We start from the raw sequence: 14,738 nt of genomic DNA, 5'->3' as shown, positions 1-14,738 counted from the left end.
CGTGATCGCGACTGCCCATAGATTGCTGTTGCAGGGCGCCGTCGCCATTGCGCTCGCCCTGGCGAGCACGGAGGCATTCGCCGGCGCCAAGGACGAGAGCGCGGCCGAATGGCTGTTTCCGAAATGGTTCAACGAGTGGCATGACGGCCTCGCCAACAAGGGCCTCAATTTCGGCGCCACCTACATCGCGGACAACATCGCCAACGTCGCCGGCGGCGTGAAGCGCGGCGCCATCCATTTCGGCCGGCTCGACCTGTCGGTCGATGCCGATCTCGACAAGCTGGTCGGCTGGACCGGCGGCCGCTTCTACGCCAATGGCTTCGTGATCTATGGCCAGGGACTCTCGCGCAACTACGTGGTCAATCTCGCGACCATCAGCGAGATCGAGGCGCTGCCGGACCAGCGGCTCTACAACGCCTATTTCGAGCAGAGTTTCTTCAACGACCGGCTCAACATCAGGGCTGGCCAGCAGGCCGCCGATGTCGAGTTCTTCGACAGCGAGACCGACGATCTCTTCATCAACGGCACTTTCGGCTGGCCCGCGATCAAGGCGAGCAACCTTCCGGCCGGTGGCCCGGCGCCGCCGATCGCGGTGCCCGGCATCCGCGTCAAGGCCACGCTGTCGGACCAGGTCACGCTGTTCGGTGCAGTGTTCAACGGCGATCCGTCCGGCCCGGGCGATCAGGATCCGCAGCTGCGCGACCATCACGGCCTCGCATTCCGCGTCAACGATCCGCCCTGGGTGATCGGGCAAGTCCGCTTCAACTACGACATCGATATCGGTGGCCGTCCGCTCGCCGGAAATTTCACGCCCGGCGCGTGGAAGCATTATGGTTCGTTCGACAGCCAGCGCTTCACGGCGGAGGGACAATCGATCGCCGACCCTGACGGCAGCGGCTTTGCGGCCAAGCTTCATGGCAATTACGGCATCTTCGCCGTGGTCGAGCAGGTGCTCTACCGTCCACCGGAGGTCAAGGAGAACAGCACCTCAGCCTCGCTGCCCGGCGTCACCGCGTTCGGCCGCATCGCCTACAGCCCGCCGGACCGCAATCTGATCGACCTTTATCTGGACGGCGGCATCGGCTTCGTCGGCTTCACGCCGGGCCGGCCGCTCGACCGCTTCGGCGTGGCCATGGCCTATATGCGGATCTCGAACACGGCGCGCAATCTCGATCTCGACACCAATTTCTACACCGGCGTGCAGGGGCCGGTGCGCAGCAATGAGACCTTGCTCGAGATGATCTACGAGGCGCACATCAAGCCGGGCTGGCTGATTGCACCTTACTTCCAATACGTGTGGCGGCCCTCCGGCGGCATCCCCAATCCGAACGATCCGACCGGTGTCTCGCGGATCGGTGACGCCGCAGTGTTCGGCGTCACCACCACGATCAGATACTAAGCCATTGCAGGTTTCGGCTGTGGCTTGGGCTGCCGCGACAGCGCCAGCACGATCAGCGAGGCGAACACGCAGAGCGCGCCGGCGATGAAGAACGCAGGCAGATAGCTCTGATAGACCGTCCGCGAGAAGCCGGCGCCGAACGCTGCGGTGCCGGCGCCGAGCTGGTGACCGGCAAAGATCCAGCCGAACACCAGATTGGCGCGCTCGGGTCCGAACTTCTGCGCGGTGAGACGCACCGTCGGCGGCACGGTCGCGATCCAGTCGAGCCCGTAGAACATCGCGAAGACGGAGAGGCCGTAGAACGAGAAATCGCTGAAGGGCAAGAAGATCAGCGAGAGCCCGCGCAGGCCGTAGTACCAGAACAGCAGATAGCGGTTGTCGTAGCGGTCCGAGAGCCAGCCCGACATGATGGTGCCGAAGAAGTCGAAGATGCCCATTGCCGCGAGCAGGCTCGCCGCCTGCACCTGCGGGATGCCGAAATCGAGGCACATCGGGATCAGGTGCACCTGGACGAGACCGTTGGTGGAGGCGCCGCAGACGAAGAAGGTCGCGAATAGGATCCAGAACGCACTCGACTTCGAGGCATCTCGCAGCGTGCCGAGGGCCACGCCCGTGATCGAGCCATGGTTGACCGGCGGGGCGGGCAGGGGTGCCGTGCCTTCATCGCCGAACGGACGCAAGCCCACGTCGCTCGGCCGATCACGCATCGCGAGCAGCACAGCGATCGCCGATACGCCGAGCGCGATGCAGACGAAGCCGAGCGCAAGCCGCCAGCCGTAGCGTTCGGTCAGGCTTGCGAGCAGCGGCAGGAACACGAGCTGGCCGGTGGCGACGCTCGCCGTCATGATGCCGACGACGAGGCCGCGTCTTGCCGCAAACCAGCGCGTTGCGATGGTGGCGCCCAGCACCAGCGCGGTCATGCCGGTGCCGATCCCGATCACGACGCCCCACAGGGCGATGAGCTGCCAGACCTGGGTCATGCCGAGCGAAGCGACCAGCGCCGAGACCACGATCAGCTGCGCCGCCAGCGTGACGTTGCGCAGGCCGTAGCGGTTGAGCAGAGCGGCCGCGAACGGCGCCATCAGCCCGAACAGGATGAAGCGGATCGACAGCGCGGAGGAGATCTCCGCCGTGCTCCAGCCGAACTCCTTCTGAAGCGGGACGATGAAGACGCCGGGCGCACCAACCGTGCCGGCGCTGATCAGCGCGGTGAGGAAGGTCACGCCGACCATCACCCAGCCATAGTGGATATTGCGGCGGCCGAGTGCCGCCGCGAGCCAGTTCGAGATCATTGGGCCTCAATCTTGGTTGGCAGGTCTTGGAGACCTGCGTCATCTTTGCAGTCTGGCACGGAAAGGGGAAGTCTGAAATGACAGACTTCCCTCAATTCAGGACATCCGGGATTCAGAATATCAGGCGTTAGTGCGTCAGCCGTTCCACGGCGATCGCGGTGGCTTCGCCGCCGCCGATGCAGAGCGCCGCGACGCCGCGCTTGAGGTTATTGGCCTCGAGCGCATGCAGCAGCGTCACGATCAGCCGTGCGCCCGTCGCGCCGATGGGATGGCCGAGCGCGCAGGCGCCGCCGTTGATGTTCAGCTTGTCGCGAGGGATGCCGAGGTCGCGCTGCGCCGCCATCGCGACCACGGCGAAGGCCTCGTTGATCTCGAACAGGTCGACGTCGGAGGCAGCCCAGCCGACCTTGTCCAGCAGCTTGCGGATCGCCGGGATCGGCGCGGTGGTGAACCATTGCGGCTCCTGGCTGTGGGTGGCGTGGCCCTTGATCTCGGCGATGGCAGGCAGGCCATTGCGATCGGCCAGCGAGCGCTTCGTCAGCACCAGCGCGGCGGCGCCGTCGGCATTGGCGGAGGAGGCGGCCGGCGTGATGGTGCCGTTGGCGCGGAACGCCGGCTTCAGCCCGGGGATTTTTGCCGGATCGACCTTCAGCGGATGCTCGTCATTAGCAATGATGCGCGGGCCGGCCTTCTCGGTCAGCGTGATCGGCGCGATCTCGGCCTTGAAGGCGCCGCCTTCGACCGCCTTGCGGGCGCGGCTGAGGGTCTCCATCGCATAGGCGTCCTGGTCCTTGCGGGTGAACTGGTAGGTCTCCGCGGTGGCCTCGCCGAAATCACCCATGGAGCGGCCGGTCTCGTAGGCGTCTTCGAGGCCGTCCATCATCATGTGGTCGATGATGCGGTCGTGCCCGGCGCGATAGCCGCCACGCGCCTTTTGTAGCAGATAGGGCGCGTTGCTCATGCTCTCCATGCCGCCGGAGATGACGATCTCGGCCGAGCCGGCGCGAATGATGTCGTGCGCCAGCATGGTGGCTTTCATGCCGGAGCCGCAGACCTTGTTGACCGTGGTGGCGCCGGTGGCATCGGGCAGGCCAGCTGCGCGCGCGGCCTGCCGCGCCGGCGCCTGGCCCTGGCCGGCCGGCAGCACACAGCCCATGAAGACCTCATCGATCTTTTCCGGCGCAAGCTTTGCGCGCTCCAGCGCGGCGCCGATCACGTGCGAGCCGAGCTTGTGGGCGGGGAGAGGCGACAGCTCGCCCATGAAGCGGCCGAGCGGGGTACGGGCGGCGGAGACGATGACGACGGGATCGGCGGCTTCGGCCATGACAAAACTCCCTGGCGATGATGTGTAAGATTATGATCATCATATGATGCGGCGCAAAAAATGCAACCGCGCGAGGGATGAGAAAATGTCGTGGGTCGGATGAGATTTGGTCGTTCGTTTGGAGGGTGGTCGACGCCAGTGTTTTGGCGTCAGTGCAGCCGCCGCCCCAAACGACGCTGTCATTGTCCGCGAAGGCGGACAATCCAGTATTCCAGAGGCCCGCGTTGGCGAATTCGCTTTTGCAACTGGCGCCGCGGCGTACTGGATGCCCCGCCTTCGCGGGGCATGACACCTTGGGTGTGGCGACGGCTGCTACTCGGCGGCAGGTCTACCGCTTCCTGTTCACGAACGCCTGCATCAGCCGCGTCGGCTCGTCCGTTAGGAACGATTCGCCGAACACCTTGACGCTCAAATTCACCGATTCCGTCAGCGGCAGCTCCTCCCATTGCCGCAGCAGTGCCTTCTGCGAGCGCAGCGCTTCCGGGCCGCATTCGAGCAGGGCCCGAACCAGATGCTCGACTTCAGCATCCAGACCTCCCGCCGGAGCGACCTTGTCGATCAAGCCCCAGGCCAGCGCCGTTGCCGCGTCGATGTTCTCAGCCGTCATCACCAGCCAGCGCGCGCGGGCCCAGCCGATCAGGCGCGGCAGCAGGGCCGCGTGGATCACCGAGGGGATGCCGACGCGCACCTCCGGCATGCCGAAATGCGCATCATGCGCGGCGATGCGGAAGTCGCAGGCGGCTGCGACCTCGAGCCCGCCGCCGAGGCACCAGCCCGGCATTCGCGCAATCACGGGAGCCGGAAACTGGCGCACGGCCTCGCAGAGATCGCGCAGGCGGCTGATGAAGGCCTCGGCTGACGTCTGGTCGAGCTTGGCCATCTCCTTGACGTCGGCGCCGCCGATCATGCTCTTCTCGCTCTGGCCGCGTAGCACCAGGACGCGGATGCTGCGGTCGGAGCTAAGCTGCTGCAGGCCTTCGCGCACCGCGTCGGTCACGGGCGAGCCCAGAATGTTGAGCGAGCCGGCGTTGCAGATCGCGACATGAACGACACCGCGCGCATCGCGCGTCACGCCGCAGTGATTGTTGAGCATTTCCATCGGGGCATCTCGAAGGTTTCGTGGACAGGCGCGAGGCGCGCGCGTCGGCATCCACTTCCGGGCCGAAACGGCCGGCTTGTCAAGCGGGGTAGGGACAGTGTTGCCAGCGCGAAGTCCGTGACATAGTATGACATACATCATACAAAGGGGCCGCCATGACCGAACTTGATCAACTCGACCTGTTTTCGCCGGCGCAGCGGCGTGAGCGCATGGTGGATTGGCAGGTGCCGGCGCCGGTCGCGAAAGCGGCGATGGGGCTGTCGGGCATGGACGCCATGCTTGGCATCCGCGACGGCCGGCTGCCGCCGCCGCCCTTCGCAAAGCTGATCGGCTTCGTCATGGCCGTGGTCGAGCCAGGGCGAATCGTCATGGAACTGGAGCCGCGCGAGGATCTCGAAAATACCATCGGGCTGCTGCATGGCGCGACGGCGGCGGCGCTGATCGATACCGCCATGGGCTGCGCCATTTCGACACGCCTGGAGGCTGGCCAATCGTCCGTGACCCTCGACCTGAAGATGACGTTCCTGCGCCCGCTGTCGGTGCGGTCGGGGCTGATCTCGGCCGAAGGCAAGATCATCAAGCTGGGTCGCCAGACCAGCTACACCGAGGGTTATGTGCGCGACGGCAAGGGCGCGCTCGCAGTCCATGCAACTGCAACCTTTTCCATGATCGGCAATGTCTGAACACGAATTAATGCACCGCCTGGTTGATTTCTGTGTTATGAGATGATCTCCGACATTCAATGAGACTCGCATGCGCTATTCCCGGGAACACAAACAGGAAACCCACGATCGGATCGTGAAGAAGGCCTCTGTGCGGCTGCGCGAGAAGGGCGCCCACGGCATCGGCGTCGCCGACCTCATGAAGGAGGCGGGCCTGACTCATGGCGGTTTCTACGCGCATTTCGACTCGCGCGAGGCGCTGGTGATCGAGGCCTTCGCCTACGCCATGGACCGCTCGATGGAGCACTGGCGCAAGCAGTCCGATCAGGTCGCGCCAGAAAAGCAGCTGGCCCAGATCGTCGAGACCTATCTCTCCGCGCTGCATCGCGACAATCCCGGCCATGGCTGCTCGATTCCGGCGCTCGGGGCCGAGATCGCCCGCGAGAGCCCGAAGACCCGAAAGGCCTTTGCCGGCAAGCTCGACGAGATGATCGAGATGATGACCGACTTCATCCCGAACCAGCCGCGCAAGGCCGCGCGCAAGCAGGCGATCGCGACGCTGGCGACGATGGCCGGCACTATGCTGCTGGCGCGCATCGCCGGCTCCAGCGACTTGTCGGACGAGGTGCTGAAGGCGGGCAAGGACAGCGCGCTGGAGGGCGCGAAGCGCGAGCCGGTAAAGGCTGCACCGTCCAAGAAGAAGCAGAACTAGGCGAGATGCCGTAGGGTGGGCAAAGCGAAGCGTGCCCACGACTTCGTCGCTATTGGAGAGAGATGGTGGGCACGGCGCTTTGCGCCTTTGCCCACCCTACGAGACCGTCGTTCATCTCCCCGCAAACAGCGCCCGCTCGCGCTCGACGATCTCCCCGATGTAATCCGCCACCGCCCTGATCCGCGCGAGGTCCTTGCTGTCGGCGTGCATCAGCATCCAGAACGTCCGGGTGATCGAGATCTCCTCCGGCAGGACTGCGACGAGCTGCGGGTAATCGCTCGCCATGAAATGCGGCAGCACCGCGATGCCGAAGCCGGAGAGGGTGGCATTGAGCTGCGCGATCAGATTGGCGCTGCGGAAGCGGGCGGAGATCCGCGGCGACACCTGCGGCAGATAGTCGAGCTCCGGCGTGAACAGCAGCTCCTCGATGTAACCGACGAAGCGGTGCTGCGGCAGGTCCTGCCGCGAGGCGATTGTCGGGAAGCGGTCGAGATAGGCGGGGGCGGCATAAAGCCCGAGGCGGTAGTCCAGGAGCTTGCGGCCGACGATGCGGCCTTCCTTCGGCATGGTGAGGCTGATCGCGATATCGGCCTCGCGCTTGGAGAGGCTGAACAGCCGCGCGGTCGCTACAAGTTGCAGGTCGAGATCGGGATAGCGGTCCGCGAAGGGCGCCAGCCGCGGCGCCAGGAAGGCTGTGCCGAACCCGTCGGGCGCGCCGATCCGTACCGTGCCGGTCAGCCGCGCCACGGAGCCGCCGACCTGCTCCTGGTTGGCGACGATAGTGGATTCCATCGCTTCCGCGCTGTCGGCGACGCGCTGCCCGGCTTCGGTGAGCAGGTAGCCGGTCTTGCGCCGGTCGAACAGCTTGGCCGACAGGTGCTTCTCCAGCCGGTCAACGCGGCGGATCACGGTGGCATGATCGACCCCGAGCTGTTTGGCCGCAGCCGACACCGAGCCGCCCCGTACGATGGCCAGCACGAAGCGAAAGTCGTCCCAGTCGATGCTACCTTGATCCAGCATTTTCGCACATCTATGGTGCAATATCTCAGACTTGAATCCTATAAAATGCAGGTCGATAGGATTTGTCAAAGCGGATCAGGCCTCAAGGAGATCATTCCATGCGTTCAGTCGGACATTTCATCGGTGGCAAGGAGGTCAAGGGTACCTCGGGCCGCACCGCCGACGTCTTCGAGCCGATGACCGGCGACGTGCAGGCCAAGGTGGCGCTGGCGTCCAAGGCCGAGGTCCGCGCCGCCGTCGAGAACGCGCGCGCAGCGCAACCCGAGTGGGCCGCCACCAACCCGCAGCGCCGCGCCCGCGTCATGATGAAGTTCGTCGAGCTGGTGCAGCGCGATTACGATAAGCTCGCCGAGCTTCTCGCCCGCGAGCACGGCAAGACCGTTCCCGATGCGAAGGGCGACATTCAGCGCGGCCTCGAGGTCGCGGAATTCGCCTGCGGCATCCCGCACCTGATGAAGGGCGAGTACACCGAAGGCGCCGGCCCCGGCATCGACATCTATTCGATGCGCCAGCCGCTCGGCGTCGTCGCCGGCATCACGCCGTTCAACTTCCCGGCCATGATCCCGATGTGGAAGTTCGCGCCCGCAATCGCCTGCGGCAATGCGTTCATCCTGAAGCCGTCGGAGCGCGATCCAGGCGTGCCGATGCTGCTCGCCGAGCTGATGATGGAAGCGGGCCTGCCGGCCGGCATCCTCAACGTCGTCAACGGCGACAAGGAGGCGGTCGACGCCATCCTCGACGACGCCGACATCAAGGCCGTCGGCTTCGTCGGCTCCACGCCGATCGCGCAATATATCTATGAGCGCGCGGCCCAGACCGGCAAGCGCTGCCAGTGCTTCGGCGGCGCCAAGAACCACGCCATCGTGATGCCCGACGCCGACATGGACCAGGCCGTCGACGCGCTGATCGGCGCCGGCTACGGCTCGGCCGGCGAGCGCTGCATGGCGGTCTCCGTCGCCGTTCCCGTCGGGAAGTCCACCGCCGACCGGCTGATGGAAAAGCTGATCCCGCGCGTCGAGAGCCTCAAGATCGGCACCTCGATCGATCCGTCCGCTGATTATGGTCCGCTGGTGACGCGCGAAGCCGTCGAGAAGGTCAAGAGCTATATCGACATCGGCATCAAGGAAGGCGCAACCCTCGCCGTCGACGGCCGCGGCTTCAAGATGCAGGGCTACGAGAACGGCTTCTATCTTGGCGGTTCGCTGTTCGATAACGTCACCAAGGACATGCGGATCTACAAGGAAGAGATCTTTGGCCCGGTGCTCTCGGTCGTGCGCGCGCACGACTACAAGGAAGCGCTGGCGCTGCCGTCGGATCATGACTACGGCAACGGCGTTGCCATCTTCACCCGCGACGGCGACGCCGCGCGCGACTTCGCGGCCAAGGTCAATGTCGGCATGGTCGGTATCAACGTGCCGATCCCGGTGCCGATCGCCTATTACACCTTCGGCGGCTGGAAGAAGTCCGGCTTCGGTGATCTCAACCAGCACGGTCCGGACTCGGTCCGCTTCTACACCAAGACCAAGACGGTGACCTCGCGCTGGCCGTCCGGCGTCAAGGAAGGTGCGGAGTTCTCGATCCCGCTGATGAAGTAGTTCTCCTTGGAGCGAGAGGCCGCGATGCAGTTCGCTCTGAACGAGGATCAGGTCGCGGTTCGCGACATGGCGTTGGCGTTTGCGGCGGAGAAGATCGCGCCGCACGCGCTGCGCTGGGACGAGGAGAAGCATTTCCCCGTCGACGTGATGCGCGAGGCAGCAAGCCTTGGTATGGGCGGCATCTACATCCGCGACGATGTCGGGGGATCCGCGATGAGCCGGTTCGACGCGGCGCTGATTTTTGAAGCGCTGGCGACGGGCTGCCCGACAACATCGGCCTTCATCTCGATCCACAACATGGCGTCCTGGATGATCGATGCCTTCGGCAGCGACACCCAGCGCCACCAATGGCTGCCGAAGCTTTGCAGCATGGAGCTGATCGCGAGCTATTGCCTGACCGAGCCGGGCGCCGGCTCCGACGCGGCGGCGCTGCGCGCCCGCGCCGTGCGCGACGGTGACCACTACGTCCTCAACGGCCAAAAGCAGTTCATCTCGGGTGCCGGCGGCACCGACCTTTTGGTCGCCATGGTGCGCACCGGCGGCGATGGCCCCGGCGGTATTTCGACCCTCGTCATCGACGGCAAGACGCCGGGCGTCTCCTTCGGCGCCAATGAGCGCAAGATGGGCTGGAACGCGCAGCCGACCCGTGCCGTGATGTTCGAGAACGCCCGCGTGCCGGTCGCCAACCGGCTCAGCGAAGAGGGCGTCGGCTTCAAGATCGCGATGGCCGGCCTCGACGGCGGCCGGCTCAACATCACGGCCTGCTCGCTCGGTGGCGCCCAGACTGCGCTCGACAAGGCGCGCGCCTACATGAAGGAACGCAAGGCGTTTGGAAAACGTCTCGACGAATTCCAGGCCCTACAATTCCGCCTTGCCGACATGGCGATTGAGCTCGAGGCTGCACGCACCTTCCTGTGGCGCGCCGCGGCGGCGCTGGACCGCAAGGACCCCGACGCCACCATGCTGTGCGCCATGGCAAAACGCTTTGGCACCGATGTCGGCTTCGAGGTCGCCAACCATGCGCTGCAGCTGCACGGCGGCTACGGCTATCTCAGCGAATACGGCATCGAGAAGATCGTGCGCGATCTGCGCGTGCACCAGATCCTCGAAGGCACCAATGAAATCATGCGGCTCATCGTGGCGCGCAAACTGATCGAGGGCGCGCGATGAGTGCTGTGGAGGAGGGCGATCTCATCGTTCGCCGCGAGGGCGCGGCGGGCGTGATCCGGCTCAACCGTCCCAAGGCGATCAACGCGATGACGCTGGAGATGTCCGAGGGCATCGACGCGGCGCTCGATAGATTCGAGACTGATCCTGAAGTCGCCTTGATCATTCTGGAAGGCTCCGGCGAGCGCGGCCTCTGCGCGGGCGGAGACATCCGCGGCCTCTGGGAAAGCTCGCGCGAAGGCGGCGATCTCGGCGCGCGGTTCTGGCGCCAGGAATACGTCATGAATGCGCGGATCGCGAGATATCCTAAGCCGTATGTCGCGTTCATGGACGGTCTCGTGATGGGCGGCGGCGTCGGTCTCTCCGGTCACGCCAGCCATCGCGTCGTGACCGATCGCACCAAGCTGGCAATGCCCGAGGTCGGGCTGGGCTTCTTCCCCGATGTCGGCGGCACCTGGCTGTTGTCGCGCTCGCCCGGCGAGATCGGCACCTATTTTGGCCTCACGGGCCAGACCATGAACGGGCCCGACGCGATCCACGCCAAGTTCGCGGATGCCGTGGTGCCGGCGGCCAAATGGCCGGTGCTGCGCGAGGCGCTGACGAAGGTTCGCCCGGGCGTGAGCGCGGCCGACGTGACCAAGCTCATCAACGGTTTTGCGACCGGTGAGACTGCGGGGCCGGTCGCAGCGAAAGAGCCGATCATTGACGCGCTGTTCGGCTTCGACCGCATGGAAGACATATTTGCGGCGCTCGAGCGCGACGGCTCGGAGTTCGCGCTGGCCACGCTGAAGACGCTCAAAGAGAAATCGCCACGTGGCATGGTGGTGACGCTGAAGCTGCTGCGGCTCGCGCGTACCGCCTCAAACCTGGAAGAATGCCTGGTGCGCGAATATCGAGCCGCATGCGAAGTCTTCCGCAGCGACGATTTCCGCGAGGGCGTGCGCGCCGCCGTGATCGACAAGGACCGCAACCCGACCTGGTCACCGCCGCGGATCGAGGACGTGACGCCAGAGATGCTGGCGCCGTATCTCGCCGAGATCGGGGCCGACGAGCTCAAATTCAATTAACAAGGCTATAGCGGAGGAAACGAAGATGGCCACGATCGCATTCATCGGTCTCGGCAACATGGGCGGCCCGATGGCGGCCAATCTGGTCAAGGCCGGCCACAAGGTGGTGGCGTTCGACCTCGTCGAGGCCTCGCGCAATCAGGCCAAGGCCGATGGCGCCGGCGTCGCCGATAGCGCCGCGGGCGCGGTGAAGGGCGCCGATGTCGTCGTCACCATGCTCCCCGCAGGCAAGCATGTGCTCGGCGTCTGGAACGAGGTCGTTCCTGTCATGACCAAGGGCGCGCTGATCATCGATAGCTCCACCATCGACGTCGAGAGCGCGCGGCAGGCGCACGCGCTCGCGGCCAAGAGCGGCGTTCTCTCGGTGGATGCGCCGGTCTCCGGCGGCACCGGCGGCGCCAAGGGCGCGACGCTCACCTTCATGTGCGGCGGCGAGGAGGGTGCGTTCGCGGCGGCAAAGCCCGTGCTGGAGAAGATGGGCAAGAAGATCGTGCATTGCGGCGGCGCCGGCGCGGGGCAGGCGGCCAAGATCTGCAACAACATGATCCTCGGCATTTCCATGATCGCTGTGAGCGAGGCCTTTGCGCTCGGCGAAAAGCTCGGCCTCTCGCATCAGGCGCTGTTCGACGTCGCCTCGACCTCGTCAGGCCAGTGCTGGTCGCTCACGACCTATTGCCCGGTTCCGGGCCCGGTGCCGACCTCGCCGGCGAACAACGACTACAAGCCGGGCTTTGCCTCGGCGCTGATGGTGAAGGACCTGACCCTGGCGCAGGACGCCGCCAAGGCCGCGGGCGCCGCGACGCCGCTCGGCAAGCATGCGCAGGAGATCTATCAGTCTTTCGACGCAGCCGGCCAGGGCGGGGTGGATTTTTCCGGAATTATCAAGCACGTTCGCAGTCTCGCTGGAAAATAGCGAGGCTTTGCCCGTAGCCCGGATGGAGCGAAGCGAAATCCGGGACGGTTCCTTCGAATTGCGCAGCCGGCCCCGGATTGCGCTTCGCTCCATCCGGGCTACGCTCGAAGGTCAATTCGACGGGCCCGAACCATGACCACATTTCAGGAAGCGCGCGCGTTTCTGCTTCATCACCGCACGGATTACGAGACAGCGGTCAAAGACTTCCTTTGGCCCGATCCGGTTCCCTTCAACTGGGCGCTCGACTGGTTCGACGAGCTCGCGAAGGACGCGGACGCCAGGGACCGTCCCGCGCTCTGGATCGTCGATACCGCGCAGGACAAGCAGACAAAGCTGTCCTTCGCGGCGCTCTCGCAGCGCTCCAACCAGGTCGCAAACTTCCTCCGCGCGCAGGGCTTGAAGCGCGGCGATCATCTCCTGCTGCTGCTCGGCAATGTGGTTCCGCTGTGGGAGACCATGCTGGCGGCGATCAAGCTCGGCGTCGTCGTGATTCCCGCAACCACGCTGCTCACCGCCGACGAGCTGCGCGACCGGCTCGATCGCGGCAAGGCGAAGGCGGTGGTAGCGGCCGAAGACCAGGTCGCGAAATTCGCAAGCCTGGGTGCCGAGAATATCGCTCGCATCGTTGTCGGCACGGCCTCGGATGGCTGGCTTGCCTATGACGAGGCGGCGAAGGCGCCCGAGAGTTTTACGCCCGACGGCCCGACCAACGCCGACGACCCGATGCTGCTCTACTTCACATCGGGCACGACGGCAAAACCAAAGCTCGTGCGCCACAGCCAGCGCAGCTATCCGGTCGGGCATCTCTCCACCATGTACTGGATCGGGCTCAAGCCCGGCGACGTCCATCTCAACATCTCGTCACCCGGCTGGGCCAAGCACGCCTGGAGCTGCTTCTTCGCGCCCTGGAATGCGGGCGCGACCGTGTTCGTGGTCAATCAGCCGCGCTTCGATGCCAAGGGGCTGCTCGCCACCATCGGCCGCTGCGGCGTCACCACGCTGTGCGCGCCGCCGACGGTGTGGCGGCTGTTCATCCAGGAGAACCTGGCCTCGTTCAAGGTGGCCTTGCGCGAGGTCTGCGGCGCCGGCGAGCCGCTCAATCCAGAGGTGATCGACCAGGTGCAGGCCGCCTGGGGTCTCACCATCCGCGACGGTTACGGCCAGACCGAAACGACCGCGCTTGCCGGCAACTCGCCGGGGCAGCCTATCAAGGTCGGCTCAATGGGCCGGCCGCTGCCGGGCTATCGCGTGCAGGTCAGTGACGCCGATGGCCATCCGGCCAGGGAGGGCGAGGTGGCGCTGCTGCTCGGCGCCGATCGTCCGGCCGGCCTGATGCAGGGCTATCAGGGCGACGACGGCAAGCTCTCGGGCGCCGAAGGCGAGCTCTATCGCAGCGGCGACGTCGTCTTCGCTGATGAGGACGGCTATCTCACCTTCGTTGGACGCTCCGATGACGTGTTCAAATCCTCCGACTACCGCATCAGCCCGTTCGAGCTGGAGAGCGTGCTGCTCGAGCATGAGCTCGTCGCCGAAGCTGCGGTGGTGCCGAGCCCCGATCCGATCAGGCTCGCGATCCCCAAGGCCTTCGTGTTGCTGACCTCGGGCGCGGAGCGGACGCCCGCGACGGCGCTCTCCATCTTCCAACACCTGCACACGCGCCTTGCGCCGTTCAAGCGCATCCGCCGGCTCGAAATCGTCGCCGAGCTGCCGAAGACGATCTCTGGCAAAATCCGCCGTGTGCAGCTACGACGGCTCGAACGCGACGATGATCGCAGCGATCCGCTGCGCGGCCGGGAATTCCGCGAGGAGGATTTTCCGGAGCTGCCGAAAACACGGAGTGAGACCTAAGTGAACGAAGTCTGGAAGAAGCCGCCAATTTCGCTGGAAGCCTATCAGGCCATGGTCGGCAAGGAGATCGGCGTATCGTCGTGGCACCTGGTCGATCAACCCCGCATCGACACCTATGCCGACGTGATCGAGGACCACCAGTTCATCCATGTCGACCCCGAGCGCGCCAAGAAGGAAACCGCGTTCGGCACCACCATCGCCCACGGCTTCCTGACGATGTCGCTGCTGTCGATCATGTCCTATGAGGTGATGCCTGTCATCGCGGGCACCACGATGGGCGTGAACTACGGTTTCGACAAGCTGCGCTTCATCTCGCCGGTGCGCTCGGGCAAGCGCGTCCGCGGCCGTTTCGTGCTGGCGGAAGCCAAGCTGCGCAAGCCCAATGAGCTCCAGTCCCGCACCAATGTGACGGTCGAGATCGAAGGCGAGGACAAGCCGGCGCTGGTCGCCGACTGGCTCGGCCTGATCTATTTCGAGTAGGGCGGGGCCGTCATGGCCGGGCTTGACCCGGCCATCCATCGCTGCTCAAAAGCCTCTCAAATCGGTGCGCTTGGACCCTCTCCCCTTGTGGGAGAGGGTGGCTTCGCGAAGCGAAGCCGGGTGAGGGGTCTCTCTCCGCGAGCACATCTGTGGAGAGAGA

The 14,738-nt window shown here is 65.3% G+C and carries 13 protein-coding genes; 9 read left to right on the top strand and 4 right to left on the bottom strand.

Annotation, left to right across the window (positions count from 1 at the left end):
• Position 1: 1 nt before the first annotated feature.
• Positions 2 to 1,399 (top strand): carbohydrate porin, encoded by a 1,398-nt coding sequence (locus QA642_RS29320; protein ID WP_283079946.1) that lies wholly within the window; start codon positions 2 to 4, stop codon positions 1,397 to 1,399.
• On the opposite strand, the gene QA642_RS29315 is transcribed toward QA642_RS29320, so the two are convergent.
• The 3 genes from QA642_RS29315 to QA642_RS29305 all read right to left on the bottom strand — a co-directional run bounded on the left by QA642_RS29315 (position 1,396) and on the right by QA642_RS29305 (position 5,114).
• The gene (locus QA642_RS29315; protein WP_283079945.1) at positions 1,396 to 2,691 is read right to left on the bottom strand and encodes an MFS transporter; all 1,296 of its coding nucleotides are present in this window, start codon (positions 2,689 to 2,691) and stop codon (positions 1,396 to 1,398) included. The genes QA642_RS29320 and QA642_RS29315 overlap by 4 nt on opposite strands.
• A 127-nt stretch (positions 2,692 to 2,818) precedes the next feature.
• Positions 2,819 to 4,015 carry an acetyl-CoA C-acyltransferase gene (locus tag QA642_RS29310; protein WP_283079944.1) on the bottom strand — a complete coding sequence of 399 codons (1,197 nt, stop codon included), beginning with the start codon at positions 4,013 to 4,015 and terminating at the stop codon, positions 2,819 to 2,821.
• A 328-nt stretch (positions 4,016 to 4,343) separates the two neighbouring features.
• Positions 4,344 to 5,114, bottom strand: coding sequence for an enoyl-CoA hydratase (locus tag QA642_RS29305; protein WP_283079943.1), 771 nt, complete (start codon positions 5,112 to 5,114; stop codon positions 4,344 to 4,346).
• Between the two features lie 155 nt (positions 5,115 to 5,269).
• On the opposite strand from QA642_RS29305, the gene QA642_RS29300 reads away from it, so the two are divergent.
• A complete protein-coding gene (locus QA642_RS29300) occupies positions 5,270 to 5,797 on the top strand; it encodes a PaaI family thioesterase (RefSeq protein ID WP_283079942.1) in 528 nt (175 codons plus the stop codon).
• Positions 5,798 to 5,867: 70 nt separating this feature from the next.
• Positions 5,868 to 6,488 (top strand): TetR/AcrR family transcriptional regulator, encoded by a 621-nt coding sequence (locus QA642_RS29295; RefSeq protein ID WP_283079941.1) that lies wholly within the window; start codon positions 5,868 to 5,870, stop codon positions 6,486 to 6,488.
• Between the two features lie 111 nt (positions 6,489 to 6,599).
• Here the strand turns inward: QA642_RS29295 and QA642_RS29290 are convergent, their stop codons facing one another.
• Positions 6,600 to 7,508, bottom strand: coding sequence for a LysR family transcriptional regulator (locus tag QA642_RS29290; protein ID WP_283079940.1), 909 nt, complete (start codon positions 7,506 to 7,508; stop codon positions 6,600 to 6,602).
• A gap of 98 nt (positions 7,509 to 7,606) precedes the next feature.
• Between QA642_RS29290 and QA642_RS29285 the strand changes: the two genes are divergently transcribed.
• The 6 genes from QA642_RS29285 to QA642_RS29260 all read left to right on the top strand — a co-directional run bounded on the left by QA642_RS29285 (position 7,607) and on the right by QA642_RS29260 (position 14,578).
• Positions 7,607 to 9,103 carry a CoA-acylating methylmalonate-semialdehyde dehydrogenase gene (locus QA642_RS29285; RefSeq protein WP_283079939.1) on the top strand — a complete coding sequence of 499 codons (1,497 nt, stop codon included), beginning with the start codon at positions 7,607 to 7,609 and terminating at the stop codon, positions 9,101 to 9,103.
• 24 nt (positions 9,104 to 9,127) lie between these two features.
• On the top strand, positions 9,128 to 10,273 hold the full coding sequence (locus QA642_RS29280; protein WP_283079938.1) for an acyl-CoA dehydrogenase family protein: 1,146 nt from the start codon (positions 9,128 to 9,130) through the stop codon (positions 10,271 to 10,273).
• Complete coding sequence (locus tag QA642_RS29275; protein ID WP_283079937.1) at positions 10,270 to 11,337, top strand: enoyl-CoA hydratase/isomerase family protein; 1,068 nt, start codon at positions 10,270 to 10,272, stop codon at positions 11,335 to 11,337. The genes QA642_RS29280 and QA642_RS29275 overlap by 4 nt, the downstream gene beginning before the upstream one ends.
• 25 nt (positions 11,338 to 11,362) lie before the next feature.
• Complete coding sequence (gene mmsB, locus QA642_RS29270; protein ID WP_283079936.1) at positions 11,363 to 12,250, top strand: 3-hydroxyisobutyrate dehydrogenase; 888 nt, start codon at positions 11,363 to 11,365, stop codon at positions 12,248 to 12,250.
• A gap of 132 nt (positions 12,251 to 12,382) precedes the next feature.
• Positions 12,383 to 14,098: an AMP-binding protein gene (locus tag QA642_RS29265; RefSeq protein WP_283079935.1), complete on the top strand. Its 1,716-nt coding sequence runs from the start codon at positions 12,383 to 12,385 to the stop codon at positions 14,096 to 14,098.
• Entirely contained in the window at positions 14,099 to 14,578 is a 480-nt protein-coding gene (locus QA642_RS29260; RefSeq protein ID WP_283079934.1) for a MaoC family dehydratase, read from the top strand.
• Positions 14,579 to 14,738: the final 160 nt, after the last annotated feature.

The sequence above is a fragment of the Bradyrhizobium sp. CB2312 genome, from assembly GCF_029714425.1.
Lineage (GTDB): Bacteria > Pseudomonadota > Alphaproteobacteria > Rhizobiales > Xanthobacteraceae > Bradyrhizobium.
Note: the sequence above shows the minus strand (reverse complement) of the source record. Positions and strands in the feature narration are given on the sequence as shown.